We start from the raw sequence: 13,558 nt of genomic DNA, 5'->3' as shown, positions 1-13,558 counted from the left end.
TGTGCTGGAGCCGTATTAGTTGCTTCTTGCACAGGAGCCATAATACTCTGCATATCAGCAACCTTCTTTTTCAATTCTTCATTCTCTTGTTGTAATTTTGTTCTTTCACTTTGGAGCTGTGAATTTTGAGTTTGAAGCTGCGATATTTGAGTTTGAGTTGCCGTCTGTTGAGCTGACTTTTTCTCTTCTGGACTTTTGAGCTCATATACTTTGTTTTCAATTACCCCGGAAACTATGGTCTTTACATTGTCATCAACTTCTATACCCAACTTCTGAAGTACACTATATACATAATCCTCAGCACTCTTTTTCCTCTGGTCTGCTGGAAGCTGTGAAGATATATTGAGCTGTTCTGCTTGTCCTACACCTATTTCTGCATACTTTTCTATGATACTTAAAATATTGAGAAACTTGTTGCCCGGTACTATGGCTTTTGCAGCATCAGTATATTTCTTGATCTCCTGCAGGCCGATTTCAACCTTTTGTAATATCTCTCCGGTGTCAATCCCTTTCTTTTTCAAATAAGGCAGGAGTACCAATACTGTAGCTCCCACTCCAACAGCTAGTCCTACTATAACAATAAATAATATAGTTGTACTTGACATTTTTACATTCCTCCCAATTAATTTTTATTTGGTTTTTCGCTTATTATAGAAAATAATTCTGGATAAACTAGTCCAGTTTTTTTAATAGCCATGGATATAATTCGTTTAATATCCTGAGTTGCACCTGATTTATATATCTGCAATAATTTTGCCAGTAAATAGATATTCAACTGTTTAGCTCGATCTCTATCTCTCTTGATTGCTTTTATTTCCTCATCAGTATACATACTTTATTCCCTCCACTTTATTTCTCTGTGTATATAATATATATGCACTTTTTGAAATATAGGCAGGAAAATCTGAAAATTTCTTAGAATTATTTTTTTTATTTGCCTCCATTTTTTATAAAATTTAAAACCGCCTGTGCTGTTTCATATCTATCTGAACCGCTAATCCGTTTCCACCAAAAGGCTAATCTCTATCATAGTTAGGAGTTAGCCTTATCCTATAGCCATTAGCTACATTAGCGTCTTCATTTGTTATTTCAGTTATGGGTGTAGGATTTTCTTCATCAGTTTCAATAACTATTTCAGTATATTTATCTGATAACACGTCTATACTTTCTGTTCCCATTTTCTTCACCTCACCCTCCTAATAGCACCCTTGACCCTCCGGTAGCAGTCATGCCGCATCAATTTTTCTATATCAAAAAAGGAGAGGTCTTTGCCTCTCCCAGACTCATTCTTATTTAATTTTTTCTTCTTGGGCTTTTCTTTTTCCATATCTCTCACCTTTGTTTATGTTATGATTAAATAAAAAGGAGATTGTCATTCATGAAAATTCTAAAGTACATATTCTTATGGATTATAAGTTTTATAGTTTTTATGTATGGTTCATTTATTCTTGTAGGATTGTTGTCCAATAACAATGATAACTCTGAAATATTAATTGGTATTTATTCATTAGGAGCAACTATTATAACTTGTACATACTTAATAATAAATTCTTTAAAACAAAAATAAGCACTAATCTTACAGTGCCTATTTCATAATCTTAAGGGAGTTCAATTTTATAAAGAATTTGCTGATGGTTGCATTTAAGTTTATAGTGCCCTGCAACCGCAGACACTAATTATTATTCTTAAAGGGGACAATATTTAAAAACTATTTATTTTGGGAATTAAACTTTATGAAAATCCTTTTCGCTAGCATCTATTTCCTTAGGACACTTATAAGTATATATGGTATTTGTGACAACTTAGTGTCGTATTAATTAACTATTTATAAATATTATGAATTTTTAAAGACACCCAACTAAAAGCCAGGTGTCTTTTACAAGATATAGGAATTATATTTATGGCATATAAACCATATTGGAGGCCCCATTTAACCCTGGAGCCACAGATTTATTGAGGGTATTAAAATCTATCTTTATATTCATTTGCCAATCTTTTCGGCGTGTCCCATGTAACAACCGGAGCGACTTCTTTATTTAATATTATATCTCCATTAGGCTTTGTCTTGTATATGGATCTGTTCTTTTTTACAAAGGTGCTATCTCCCATATATCTGTTCGCCTGATAGTTTACCGCTTTCAACACTTCACGCCTGCGGATCAGTGCAACTTGATGTTTTATTTTCAAACTTCCAAAATTCCTTTGAATGCACTTTTTAATAGTATCTTTTTTACAATTTAATTTCCTGGCAACCTCGGAATCTGTGAATCCTTGGATATATAATTTCCTTACCTGCTGTTTATCTATAACGGGTTTCAAAACATCACTCTCCTAAAAAGAATATAGTTCAACCAAACCATAAAAGGGGACATGTTTTATTTTCACCAAATTGAATTCCTTAATTCCTTTATATTATATATCATCTTTACGAAGATTTTTCCCAAATTTATTCCACTTTTGTATCAAATCTGTCTCATTTTTGTCTCACGATTTTTTGTTAATTAACTTTTACTTTGAATTCCTGCACCTTTACTTAAAAGATATACACAATATTGGTTCATACTTATACCTTCTTCTTTAGATTTCTCCATTAATTCCTTATGAAGTGATTTAGGCATCCTTAGTTTAAACTGTCCTGAAAAATTTTCTTCCTTCAGTGGTTCCGGTATCAACATTCCATCTTCAAGTGCTGATTCAAGCCAACTTCTTTTTGCATCATTTAAAAGATTTATCCCTTCGTCAATTGTATCTGCACAAGTAATGCATCCTTTTAATTCTGGATATTTTAATACATATCCACCTTCTTCGTCTTTTATAACTTCAATCTTATAGTTAAGATTCATATAATATTCTATATTCTTCAAAACGTACTCCTCCTTCCAGAATATAGTATTGCCTATTTGTTTATACTAATTTTTATAAAATTAGATATTCAATACTTTATTTCTCTCTTTCTTGGGATTCTACTATATCCCTTACTAATTTCACATATGTAACTTTAATTGGCCTTTTATATGGTATGGTAATTGGATTCCTTCCATCTTTTCTGAATGTCCAGTGGCTACTTCCACCCTTTGGAGGCTTCCCTGAATAGCCATAACTTTCTAACACTTTCTTTAACTCTGAAAATCTCATATCAGTTGAAAGATTTTTTATTTCTTCTATCAGCTTATCAAACTTTGACATTTCTTATGTACCTCCTGCTAATATCATTATAATATGATGTCATATATGATGTCAATATATTTTAAATAAAAAGTGCTAGCTTTTTATTTACAGCTATCACCATATAAGGTATTGCAATTACTTTAATCATTTCACCACCTGCATCTTATACGGCCACGCTTATTACACTTTTTAACCAATTCCCCTACAACCTCATACACCATGTTTTCCTTTTCCTTGGCTTTCTTTACTCTTCGTTTCTGCAGCATATTATATGTCATTTCAGCTTTCTCTCTAGCTGTCAGCTTCTCCATGTATACCACTCCTAAAATTATTTTTTTAAGCTAACTTTTTTCTTGTCTCATATTCATGATTTCTTTGTAAGATTGTCAACTCCTAAAATTACCAGAATAATAATTTGATTTCTGCACATACTATTTTCATAAGGATATCATTTCACTCAAGATGTTAGAATATTAAAGTTTATGTGATGTTTGAAAGAAGTTTGTATGAATTAAAATGTTTTTTCTTGGTGCATTGATACTTACTTTACACTGGAGATGATGAATCTCCAGTGTTTAAACTTATACTACATTAAACCTCATTCCAGGGACTTTTATCCTTGGTTTTTTTCTTCGTGAAAAACATTCATAAGCTACAATATCACATCTATTCAATTATTCAATATCATATATTATAAGGATATTCTAACAATTAACTTATACTTAAAAAATTCACAGTGCTATCAAATTGTATTATTAAAATTCTCTATAAACAGGGGGATCAATATATGAATTCAATATCAAATGATTATAGACATAATTGTGAAACCAATAAACTACACCCAGTTATTTTAAAATGTGGAGAAGCTGGTCAGGTAATAATACCTGATACTACCCCAGGTGGAACTACTGCTACCATCACTACTATCACCATAGATACTTCTAAATTTCGTAATCCATGTACGAAACTCGAATTCACAAGTAATATAATTGCAACACCTACTTCACCCACAGCACCTGTTGTAGGGACTTTAAATTTTCAAGTATTTAAATTCTGTGGTGATCAACAACCCATACCTATTGGCGGACAGTTTTCTTTTGCATTAGCACAAGCAGTCGCAGTCCCTGCTTCTACTACATTCACATTTTTTGTATGCGACTGTAACCAATGTTTAAACGGATGCTGCACTTATACTATAACAGTAACAGCTGCTGGGACTATTATTACAGGCCATATTGGTGTTTTCGCTGCAAGGCTAGCAGCAATTACTGTAGATAATCCGAAATAATACTATTGAATAAATAATTTTTAAGAAAATGGTATATTAATCATATCTTTTCTTGATTGATACCATTTTCTTAAAATCTTGGTTACATCTGCCGGTATCTGCTTGCATACACCTGTTTCATAATTAAGTAACGATCCAACACTGACATCCAGCAGTTCACTAGCTCCTTCTCGACTTCTGAGTTTGTCATTACTTTCGGATGCTTTTATCCTTGCTTTTTTGTAAATTATATCCGCGTCTCTTATGGATCTGCTCATATGTTCCCACCTCTTTCTATATTGAAATTAAACATTCTAATAGTAAAACTAATACGAAATTGTACTCTGCTCGTCTCCTTTTGCTAGTAAAATATAGATATAAGCTCCCATTATCTTCTAAAGGTTCTTGCATTATTTTGTAGAATTATCACCTTAAAGGTGGTGTTTAAAATTTCTACTATAATATTGGATGAAAATACTATTGAACAAATTAGTAAAACATTAGGTGAATATCTAACTGGTTCTCAAATAACTGAATTTCTATCTAAAATCGGTATAAATGAGAATTCACCTAATACCAAATGGCGAAGACTCAATTTTTGTTTTCAAATGAAGCAAAATCAAGATAAATGTGCTAATAATATTCTTCATTTCATTGAACTTGTTGTTAAACCTGTAAGGTTCGTAAATGATAAAGACCGTTTTTATGAATTATTAACTGACTTAAATGACATTCTTATATTCTCAGGCTTAAAAATTAACGAACAAGGAAAATTTACTTTAGTTAAAAAAGTTACTACTTTAAGTGAAGCTCAAGAGAGAGCGTCCAAATTGAGGAAAGTCCTCTATGATAGACATATACATACTGATGTATTAAAATTCTGCAAGCCTGAACTTTTGCAAGAAAATTACTTTCATGCTGTTTTTGAAGCAACTAAAAGTATATCTGATAAACTTCGCAATATTTCTGGATTACCTCTTGATGGAAATAAATTAGTTTATACAGTTTTTGATAAGAATAAACCTTTAATTGCCATAAACTCTTTAAGAACTCCATCAGAAAAAGATGAACAAAACGGCTTTAAAAATCTACTTGTAGGAATATTTAGTATGTTTCGTAATACACTTGCTCATGAAGCTAAAATATATTGGCCAATATCTGAACAAGATGCTGTTGATTTACTTACAACACTTTCTTTCATTCATAGAAAGCTTGATAACGCAGTTAAAATTCCTTATTAAATAAGACATTCTAAATTAATTTTTGAAACTTTTCCCAGTGAACCTTTATATTTAGTTTCTACTTCACTTGCTAATTTATAGGCATTTTCCTCTGTCTTTATAAGGATAGAATCTCTTATATTTTTTGATATAGAAAATTCTAAATCAGAAAGATAATAAATACTGTTCATTAATAAATGCTCACTATAAAAAAATTTCTTCTATGTTTCTGTAGATTATTTATTGGGTAATACTAATATTAAGAACGCAACCGATTCTGCCGATAAAATAGCTGAATCTCTAAATGGCAACCCTGAATTAGCTCAGTTTTGGGATTCATTAAAAGATAGAGAAGATTTAAAATTACTATTTAAGCAAACTAGAGATATAGCTTTCAACATTCCTGCAGATACATTAGGTTTTGTTTATTTAAGCAGACGGCAGAATTATCATCTCATACTAAATGGCAATATAAATTACGAAACTCAATGTAATGTCTTTTTACATGAAGTAAAGCATATAACTGAAGATATGCCTACTATGGGATACATTATAGGGTTGGACATGCAGTATACATATATGGAGCTTTCTGCCAATAATGTAGCTAATAAATTATATAGCATTAAGTGACTTACTCAATTTTATAATTTTGAGTTTTTATTTTTACCCGCTGGAGAAAATTTTGTAATTATATGTAACATATGAGAAAGGATGAGGTTAAATGGAAATTAAAGAAAAAATACAGGCATTAGCAGATAGGGCTGAAACACTTGTGGAACAAATAAAAACAGAAGAAGCAACTAAACAGTCGTTAATATTGCCTTTTTTCCAAATGCTAGGATATGATGTATTTAATCCACTTGAATTTTGCCCTGAATTTGATGCTGATTATGGAGTTAAGAAAGGCGAAAAAGTTGACTATGCAATTCTTATAAACGGAGCTCCTACTATTCTTATAGAAGCAAAAGAATGTAATGATAATCTTGAAAAACATGTTTCTCAATTATTTAGATATTATACTACATCATCAGCCAAATTTGGGATTCTAACTAATGGAATAAAGTATAAATTTTATACAGATCCAGATGAGCCCAACAAAATGGATGAAAAACCATTTTTTGAAATTAATTTATTTGATTTAAAAGATAGCTCCATTAAATACCTGGAAAAATTCTCAAAAGACGAATTAAATGTAGATGCCATAGTTAATTCTGCATCAGATTTAAAATATACAAGCCTCGTAAAAGATTTTTTTAAAAAACAAACGGAAAAACCATCTGAAAGTTTTGCTAATTATATACTAGGGGAAATTTATGAAGGAAGAAGAACATCCTCTGTCATAGAAAAATTCACTCCAATAGTCAAGAAATCTCTGAATCAATTTATCAATGAAACTATGAGCAACAAATTCAAAGAAACATTAAAAGGGACTAATTCAGAAGAAACTAATAAACCCGAAAGTGAAGACACTAGTGAGGAAGAAGTCGCCAACAATCATAAAATTTCTACCACAGCGGAAGAACTTGAAGCATATGCAATAATAAAATCAATTTTTAGAACTACTATTGATTTATCACATATTACATATAAAGATACTGAATCCTATTTCAGCATCTTAGTAGATAATAATACAAGAAGATTTGTAGGTTAGCACTTAGAACTAAAAAAATATTAATATTACCCAATAAAGATAAGACACACACAAAATATGAATTAAAATCCTTAGATGACTTATATTTATATTCAGATAAATTAACTGAAGTACTAAATAAATATATAGAACAAACTAATGAATAAATGCAGAAAGATGGTAATATTTAATGAAATTCTCCAATTTCGAGAAGCTACATAAAATGTATAATTTTTTTATTATACTATTTTCTCTAATTGCAGTGATTTTAGCTTTTTTAGATTTGGCCAATAAAATTAACATAGACATTCCTCCGTATAATTACATTGATAACGCTATTTTAATTATTTTTACAGTAGATTATTTCACACGATTAATTATTTCACAAAATAAAAAAAGATTTTTTAAAGAAAACATATTTGATCTGATTGCTATAATTCCATTCAGTTCTTTCTTTAGGGTTACAAGGCTTTTTAGGGCTTTAAAATTAATTAAACTAACTAGATTATTTAAATTAATTAGGCTTTTAGCCTTTCTGAAAAAACTTAAGAAAAATACTAGAAATTTTCTATATACAAATGGTTTTATATATTTAATATATGCAAATTTAATAACTATAACGGCAGGATCATTTTCTATATACTTTTTTGAAAAAGGATTAACCGTAAAATCCATTGGAGATGCTTTTTGGTGGAGCTTTGTAACTACTACAACCGTTGGATATGGAGATATATATCCTAAGACCATTCCTGGTAGAATAACAGCAGGAATTCTTATGATAATGGGAATATGCCTTATAAGTTTACTTACCGGCACTATATCAACTTATTTTATAAATAAAATAAATAATAATAAAACACTACCAGATTATAACGAACTCCCTGAAGAAGCACAAAAAGAGATTGAGGATTTTATTCAATATATTAAAAGTAAGTATATAAATAATTAAACTTAAGTATAAATTCAACAAAAATATAGATGGAGGCAATTGCTTCTAACCTGAACAAGATTGCTAAAACTGAAACACCTGCTGCTGTTATTTCAGGACTTGAAAAAGCAGCTCAAAAAAAGTGATAAAAAGCTATAAAAATTAAAAGCGGAACGTTTCCGGTACGCTTTTACAAAAAACAAAGCCAGAAACCCAGCATTCATGCTGGTTTCCGGCTTCTATGCTGTCACTCCCATTCAATTGTAGCAGGTGGTTTGCTGGTTATATCGTAGACAATTCTATTTACACCTTTAACTTCATTTACTATCCTTCTGGACACCTTATCCAGCACAGGATAGGGTATCTTAGCCCAGTCCGAGGTCATGGCGTCTGTGGAGATAACAGCCCTAAGAGCAACAGTATAGCAGTAGGTCCTCTCATCGCCCATTACCCCTACAGAACGTATATTGGGAAGACAGGCAAAATACTGCCATATGGATTCATCCAATCCTGCATTGGCTATTTCCTCTCTAAATATTGCATCTGCTTCTCTAGTTATTTCAAGTTTCTCCTCATTAATGTCCCCTAAAACCCTTATTGCAAGTCCAGGTCCCGGGAATGGCTGCCTCCATACCAATTTGTGAGGTATACCCAATTGTTCTCCCACAATCCTGACCTCATCCTTAAATAATTCCCTTAGAGGTTCTATAAGTTTAAAATCCATATTTTTCGGAAGTCCTCCTACATTGTGATGGCTTTTTATAGTATCAGAAGCTCCAAGGCCGCTTTCCACAACATCAGGATATATAGTTCCCTGGACTAAAAAACCTATTTCACCCAATTTTTTAGCTTCTTCTTCAAATACCCTTATAAACTCCTCCCCTATTATCTTTCTCTTCTTTTCAGGATCAGACACTCCTTTCAATTTTCCCAAAAACCTGTCTTTCGCATTAACTCTTACAAAGTTCATGTCAAACTGTTCTTTAAACACATGCTCCACCTGATCTCCTTCATTTTTTCGAAGAAGTCCGTGATCCACAAAAATACAGGTGAGTTTTTTACCAACAGCTTTATGTACAAGAACCGCCGCTACAGAAGAATCCACTCCGCCTGACATGGCACATATTACCTTCTTATCTCCAATTTTTTCTCTAATAAGTTTTACTTTCTCCTCCATAAAAGAAGACATGGACCAATCTCCTTTTAAATTGCAGATTTTAAGCAAAAAATTCGTGAGCATTTTTTTACCAAAGGGAGTGTGCTGAACCTCAGGATGAAACTGAACTCCATATATCTTTTTGGAATCATTCCCCACAGCTGCCACAGGGCACTCGTCAGTAGAAGCTATAATTTCAAAACCTTCTGGTGCACGGGACACCACATCCGTATGGCTCATCCAACAGCTCTGCTCTTTATCTATACCGCTGAATAAAATACTGTTATTGTCCAGTACAACATCCGCCTTTCCATATTCTCTAACCACAGCACTTTTAACTTCTCCACCCAAATTGGCACATATGAATTGATGTCCATAGCATATACCTAAAATAGGGATCCCTAAACTGAAAATTCTCCTGCTTATTTTAGGAGCATTTTTCCCATACACACTTTTAGGACCACCAGTAAATATTATTCCACTGGGGTTTTTATCTATTATTTTATCCAGAGAGCAAGTATAGGGAACTATTTCACAATATACATTGTTTTCCCTAACCCTCCTTGCTATAAGTTGATTATACTGCCCTCCAAAATCTATTATAATAACCATCTGCCTATCCATGGATTTCCTCCTAACCACTTTTAAATAATTACATCAATTATCACGGTTACAGCTCATTTATAATTATATCATCCAAAAATATATATTGTAGTAAATCAACTAGTTTATTTATTCCTGTCTCACGCTATAGTTAGGTGCCTCTCTAGTCATAGATATATCATGGGGATGACTTTCTCTAAGCCCAGCAGAAGATTGAATCACAAAAGTAGCTTTTTCATATAGATCTTTTAATGTGGGAGCTCCTAAATATCCCATACCCGAACGTATTCCTCCAAGGAGCTGAAATATAGTATCTGCCACAGGTCCCTTGCAAGGCACCCTGCCTTCTACTCCTTCTGGAACTAATTTTTTATTTCCCTCTTGAAAATATCTATCTTTGCTTCCACAGGCCATAGCAGCTAGTGATCCCATTCCCCTATAAACTTTATAGCTCCTTCCTTTATATATTTCAGTTTCACCAGGAGCTTCATCACAACCTGCAAACATGGAACCCATCATAGCCACCTTGGCACCGGCTGCCAATGCCTTTACTATATCTCCTGAATACTTTATCCCTCCATCTGCAATAATCGGGACATCAAATTTATTGGCTTCCTCTACACAATCCATTATTGCCGTAAGCTGTGGTACCCCTACACCGGATATAACCCTTGTAGTACATATAGAACCAGGGCCAATGCCCACTTTTACACAATCCACTCCAGCTTTTGCAAGATCCCTTACAGCATCACCTGTCGCAATATTTCCTGCAATAATTTGCAATTCCGGATATTTTCCCTTTATAGTTTGAACTGCATCCAGAACTCCCTTGGAATGACCATGGGCCGTATCCACAGTTATAACATCTACTCCCATTTTAGCCAATGCATCTACCCTATCCATCATATCCACAGTAACGCCCACTGCAGCGCCGCATAAAAGTCTTCCTTTGGAATCTTTGGCACTGTTGGGAAATCTCTTTACCTTTTCTATATCCTTTATAGTTATGAGTCCTCTTAAATTATTATTTTCATCCACTAAAGGCAGTTTTTCTATTTTATGTGTTTTAAGTATTTTCTTGGCCTCTTCAATAGTTGTATCCTCTGGAGCTGTTACAAGTCCCTCACTGGTCATGACCTGTGAAATTTTCTTATCATAATTTGTTTCAAAAACTATATCCCTGTTTGTAATTATACCCACCAGTTTCCCCCTTGTAGTTATGGGTATGCCTGATATTCTGTATTTGCTCATGAGGGCAAGGGCATCATTTATGCTGTTGTCCGGTGAAAGATAAAAGGGATCAGTAATTACACCATTTTCCTGTCTCTTTACCTTGTCTACCTCTATAGCCTGCTGCTCTATAGACATATTTTTATGTATTATACCAATACCGCCTTCTCTTGCCATAGCAATTGCCATTTTGGAATCAGTGACAGTATCCATGCTAGCACTCATAAGAGGTATGTTTAATTTGATTTTTTTAGTTAAATTAGTTGCAAGGGACACCTCTCTAGGTAAAACTTCAGATTTATTTGGTATTAAAAGTACATCATCGAAAGTATAGGCTTCCTTTAAAATTCTTGCCAATTAAAATCACTCCTAAAATTATAATATGTTAATAATTACTGTTTAAAAAATGTTTAATAAAAAAGCCCTACTAAATTCATTCATAATGAAAGTAATATGGCTATACTATAATAACTCCATTCATAGTCGGAAATTTACGGCTTCCGGTAGATACTTCCTGCCATATTGAGGAAATATATGAAATGGATAAAATCAAATCTTATTATAAATTTCGACATTTTTCTACCTGTCTTATTAACTATTTACACTATTTTATTCAATTTTTCTGTTTTTGTCAATGTGAATTTATACTATTTTAGAAAGTATTATAAAACCCCATATCCAATGATACGGGGTTTTAAAGTCTGCTGAAGCTCGAAAATTAGTACATTCCGTCCATTCCGCCGCCCATTCCAGGTGCACCTGGCCCAGGAGCTGGAGTGTTCTTTTCCGGAATATCTGCTACTGCTGCTTCTGTAGTCAAGAATGTAGCTGCTACAGATGCTGCATTTTGAAGTGCCGATCTTGTAACTTTAGTTGGATCAACTATTCCATTATCTACCATATCTACATATTTATCATTTAGTACATTATAGCCAATGCCAACTTTACTATTTTTAACTTTTTCAATTATCACAGAACCCTCAACACCTGCATTAGCTGCTATCTGCCTAATTGGTTCTTCCAGTGCTTTTCTCACTATATCTATACCAACCTTTACGTCTGGTATATCTGAAGTTAACTTCTCAACTTCTGGAATTGCATTGATATAAGCTGTTCCACCACCAGGTCCCATGCCTTCTTCAACTCCTGCCTTAGTAGCTGCCAGTGCATCTTCTATTCTCATTTTCTTTTCTTTTAATTCAGTTTCAGTTGCTGCTCCAACTTTTATTACAGCTACTCCGCCGGCAAGTTTTGCAAGTCTTTCCTGTAATTTTTCCTTGTCAAAATCGGAAGTAGTTTCTTCTATCTGTACTTTAATTTGAGATACCCTATCTTTAATAGCTTGCTTATCTCCTCTTCCATTTACAATAGTGGTATTTTCTTTGTCTATCTTCACGGATTCAGCTCTTCCTAAATCCTGTAAATCAACTTCCTTTAAGTCTCTTCCAAGTTCTTCAGAAATCACCTGTCCTCCAGTAAGTACCGCTATATCCTGAAGCATTTCTTTTCTTCTATCTCCAAATCCAGGTGCCTTTACTGCTACGCATGTAAATGTACCCTTCAACTTATTTACAACTAAGGTTGCAAGGGCTTCACCCTCTACATCTTCAGCAATTATAAGTAATTTCTTTCCCTGCTGAACTATTTTTTCAAGCAGTGGAAGTATCTCTTGAATATTTGATATTTTTTTATCCGTTATCAATATATAGGGATCATCTAATACGGCTTCCATCTTTTCCGTATCTGTAACCATATATGCACTTAAATAGCCTCTGTCAAATTGCATACCTTCAACTACATCCAGCTCAGTTCCCATAGTCTTAGATTCTTCAACAGTTATAACACCCTCGTTGCCGACCTTCTCCATGGCGTCAGCAATCAATTTACCTATTTCTTCATCAGAAGCTGATATAGATGCAATTCTCGCTATATCTTCTTTTCCCTTTACTGTCCTTGAAACTTTCTTTATTTCTTCTACTGCCTTATCCACAGCTATTTTTATACCCTGTCTTATAAGCATTGGATTTGCCCCTGCTGTAACATTTTTTAATCCTTCTCTTATTATAGCCTGAGCCAGTAAAGTTGCTGTAGTAGTTCCGTCTCCTGCCACATCATTTGTCTTCGTAGCAACTTCTTTTACAAGCTGAGCTCCCATATTCTCATAGGGATCTTCTAACTCTATCTCCTTTGCTATAGTAACACCGTCATTAGTAATAAGTGGTGTACCAAATTTCTTGTCAAGTATTACATTTCTTCCCTTAGGTCCAAGGGTAATTTTTACTGTATTCGCTAATTTATTTACGCCTTCTTGCATTTTCGTTCTTGCATCTTCACTGAATAAAATACTTTTTGCCAT

At 33.2% G+C, this 13,558-nt stretch carries 18 protein-coding genes and 1 riboswitch; of the genes, 5 read left to right on the top strand and 13 right to left on the bottom strand.

Features of this window, described 5'->3' with window-relative positions; translation table 11 throughout:
• The 8 genes from ACFHWD_RS18560 to ACFHWD_RS18525 form a co-directional block, all read right to left on the bottom strand.
• Window positions 1–605 (bottom strand): hypothetical protein (locus ACFHWD_RS18560; protein ID WP_378062852.1); only part of this gene is annotated, 605 nt, incomplete at its 3' end.
• Between the two features lie 17 nt (window positions 606–622).
• Window positions 623–832, bottom strand: a complete 210-nt coding sequence (locus ACFHWD_RS18555) for a hypothetical protein (RefSeq protein ID WP_150358324.1) — start codon at window positions 830–832, stop codon at window positions 623–625.
• 184 nt (window positions 833–1,016) lie between these two features.
• A complete protein-coding gene (locus ACFHWD_RS18550; protein WP_179978358.1) occupies window positions 1,017–1,187 on the bottom strand; it encodes a hypothetical protein in 171 nt (56 codons plus the stop codon).
• Entirely contained in the window at window positions 1,184–1,327 is a 144-nt protein-coding gene (locus tag ACFHWD_RS18545; protein WP_179978436.1) for a hypothetical protein, read from the bottom strand. The genes ACFHWD_RS18550 and ACFHWD_RS18545 overlap by 4 nt, the downstream gene beginning before the upstream one ends.
• A 635-nt stretch (window positions 1,328–1,962) precedes the next feature.
• Entirely contained in the window at window positions 1,963–2,319 is a 357-nt protein-coding gene (locus ACFHWD_RS18540) for a DNA-binding response regulator (protein WP_150358323.1), read from the bottom strand.
• Window positions 2,320–2,501: 182 nt separating this feature from the next.
• Entirely contained in the window at window positions 2,502–2,864 is a 363-nt protein-coding gene (locus ACFHWD_RS18535) for a toxin-antitoxin system HicB family antitoxin (RefSeq protein ID WP_378062851.1), read from the bottom strand.
• A 76-nt stretch (window positions 2,865–2,940) separates the two neighbouring features.
• A complete protein-coding gene (locus ACFHWD_RS18530) occupies window positions 2,941–3,186 on the bottom strand; it encodes a toxin HicA (RefSeq protein ID WP_150358321.1) in 246 nt (81 codons plus the stop codon).
• A gap of 131 nt (window positions 3,187–3,317) precedes the next feature.
• Window positions 3,318–3,479, bottom strand: a complete 162-nt coding sequence (locus tag ACFHWD_RS18525) for a hypothetical protein (protein ID WP_179978435.1) — start codon at window positions 3,477–3,479, stop codon at window positions 3,318–3,320.
• A gap of 476 nt (window positions 3,480–3,955) precedes the next feature.
• On the opposite strand from ACFHWD_RS18525, the gene ACFHWD_RS18520 reads away from it, so the two are divergent.
• Window positions 3,956–4,456, top strand: coding sequence for a DUF4489 domain-containing protein (locus ACFHWD_RS18520; protein ID WP_150358320.1), 501 nt, complete (start codon window positions 3,956–3,958; stop codon window positions 4,454–4,456).
• Window positions 4,457–4,476: 20 nt separating this feature from the next.
• On the opposite strand, the gene ACFHWD_RS18515 is transcribed toward ACFHWD_RS18520, so the two are convergent.
• Window positions 4,477–4,713: a hypothetical protein gene (locus tag ACFHWD_RS18515; protein WP_190972247.1), complete on the bottom strand. Its 237-nt coding sequence runs from the start codon at window positions 4,711–4,713 to the stop codon at window positions 4,477–4,479.
• Between the two features lie 162 nt (window positions 4,714–4,875).
• Here ACFHWD_RS18515 and ACFHWD_RS18510 point away from each other — a divergent pair, with 162 nt between their 5' ends.
• Window positions 4,876–5,676: a TIGR02391 family protein gene (locus ACFHWD_RS18510; protein ID WP_236035259.1), complete on the top strand. Its 801-nt coding sequence runs from the start codon at window positions 4,876–4,878 to the stop codon at window positions 5,674–5,676.
• On the opposite strand, the gene ACFHWD_RS18505 is transcribed toward ACFHWD_RS18510, so the two are convergent.
• Window positions 5,673–5,846, bottom strand: coding sequence for a hypothetical protein (locus ACFHWD_RS18505; protein WP_179978433.1), 174 nt, complete (start codon window positions 5,844–5,846; stop codon window positions 5,673–5,675). The genes ACFHWD_RS18510 and ACFHWD_RS18505 overlap by 4 nt on opposite strands.
• 52 nt (window positions 5,847–5,898) lie before the next feature.
• Between ACFHWD_RS18505 and ACFHWD_RS18500 the strand changes: the two genes are divergently transcribed.
• From ACFHWD_RS18500 to ACFHWD_RS18490, 3 genes are all read left to right on the top strand, one after another.
• Window positions 5,899–6,285: a hypothetical protein gene (locus tag ACFHWD_RS18500; protein WP_378062850.1), complete on the top strand. Its 387-nt coding sequence runs from the start codon at window positions 5,899–5,901 to the stop codon at window positions 6,283–6,285.
• Window positions 6,286–6,376: 91 nt separating this feature from the next.
• Window positions 6,377–7,306 carry a type I restriction endonuclease gene (locus ACFHWD_RS18495; RefSeq protein ID WP_378062849.1) on the top strand — a complete coding sequence of 310 codons (930 nt, stop codon included), beginning with the start codon at window positions 6,377–6,379 and terminating at the stop codon, window positions 7,304–7,306.
• 202 nt (window positions 7,307–7,508) lie between these two features.
• Window positions 7,509–8,234, top strand: a complete 726-nt coding sequence (locus ACFHWD_RS18490; protein WP_378062848.1) for an ion transporter — start codon at window positions 7,509–7,511, stop codon at window positions 8,232–8,234.
• 226 nt (window positions 8,235–8,460) lie between these two features.
• Here the strand turns inward: ACFHWD_RS18490 and guaA are convergent, their stop codons facing one another.
• The 3 genes from guaA to groL all read right to left on the bottom strand — a co-directional run bounded on the left by guaA (window position 8,461) and on the right by groL (window position 13,558).
• On the bottom strand, window positions 8,461–9,993 hold the full coding sequence (gene guaA / locus ACFHWD_RS18485) for a glutamine-hydrolyzing GMP synthase (RefSeq protein ID WP_179978431.1): 1,533 nt from the start codon (window positions 9,991–9,993) through the stop codon (window positions 8,461–8,463).
• Between the two features lie 108 nt (window positions 9,994–10,101).
• A complete protein-coding gene (guaB, locus tag ACFHWD_RS18480; RefSeq protein ID WP_150358316.1) occupies window positions 10,102–11,559 on the bottom strand; it encodes an IMP dehydrogenase in 1,458 nt (485 codons plus the stop codon).
• Between the two features lie 103 nt (window positions 11,560–11,662).
• A riboswitch (purine riboswitch) is annotated at window positions 11,663–11,760 on the bottom strand.
• Between the two features lie 160 nt (window positions 11,761–11,920).
• Window positions 11,921–13,558, bottom strand: a complete 1,638-nt coding sequence (gene groL, locus ACFHWD_RS18475; protein WP_150358315.1) for a chaperonin GroEL — start codon at window positions 13,556–13,558, stop codon at window positions 11,921–11,923.

This window comes from Clostridium sp. MT-14 (assembly GCF_042436595.1).
Classification (GTDB): Bacteria; Bacillota; Clostridia; order Clostridiales; family Clostridiaceae; genus Clostridium_B; species Clostridium_B aromativorans.
Note: the sequence above shows the minus strand (reverse complement) of the source record. Positions and strands in the feature narration are given on the sequence as shown.

Excerpts from the sequence above, each read along its gene's own strand:
- ACFHWD_RS18555 (WP_150358324.1), bottom strand. The coding sequence starts at position 832 with ATGTATACTGATGAGGAAATAAAAGCAATCAAGAGAGATAGAGATCGA.
- ACFHWD_RS18545 (WP_179978436.1), bottom strand. The coding sequence starts at position 1,327 with ATGGAAAAAGAAAAGCCCAAGAAGAAAAAATTAAATAAGAATGAGTCT.
- ACFHWD_RS18530 (WP_150358321.1), bottom strand. The coding sequence starts at position 3,186 with ATGTCAAAGTTTGATAAGCTGATAGAAGAAATAAAAAATCTTTCAACT.
- ACFHWD_RS18525 (WP_179978435.1), bottom strand. The coding sequence starts at position 3,479 with ATGGAGAAGCTGACAGCTAGAGAGAAAGCTGAAATGACATATAATATG.
- ACFHWD_RS18520 (WP_150358320.1), top strand. The coding sequence starts at position 3,956 with ATGAATTCAATATCAAATGATTATAGACATAATTGTGAAACCAATAAA.
- ACFHWD_RS18515 (WP_190972247.1), bottom strand. The coding sequence starts at position 4,713 with ATGAGCAGATCCATAAGAGACGCGGATATAATTTACAAAAAAGCAAGG.
- ACFHWD_RS18505 (WP_179978433.1), bottom strand. The coding sequence starts at position 5,846 with ATGAACAGTATTTATTATCTTTCTGATTTAGAATTTTCTATATCAAAA.
- ACFHWD_RS18495 (WP_378062849.1), top strand. The coding sequence starts at position 6,377 with ATGGAAATTAAAGAAAAAATACAGGCATTAGCAGATAGGGCTGAAACA.
- ACFHWD_RS18490 (WP_378062848.1), top strand. The coding sequence starts at position 7,509 with ATGTATAATTTTTTTATTATACTATTTTCTCTAATTGCAGTGATTTTA.
- guaA (WP_179978431.1), bottom strand. The coding sequence starts at position 9,993 with ATGGATAGGCAGATGGTTATTATAATAGATTTTGGAGGGCAGTATAAT.
- groL (WP_150358315.1), bottom strand. The coding sequence starts at position 13,558 with ATGGCAAAAAGTATTTTATTCAGTGAAGATGCAAGAACGAAAATGCAA.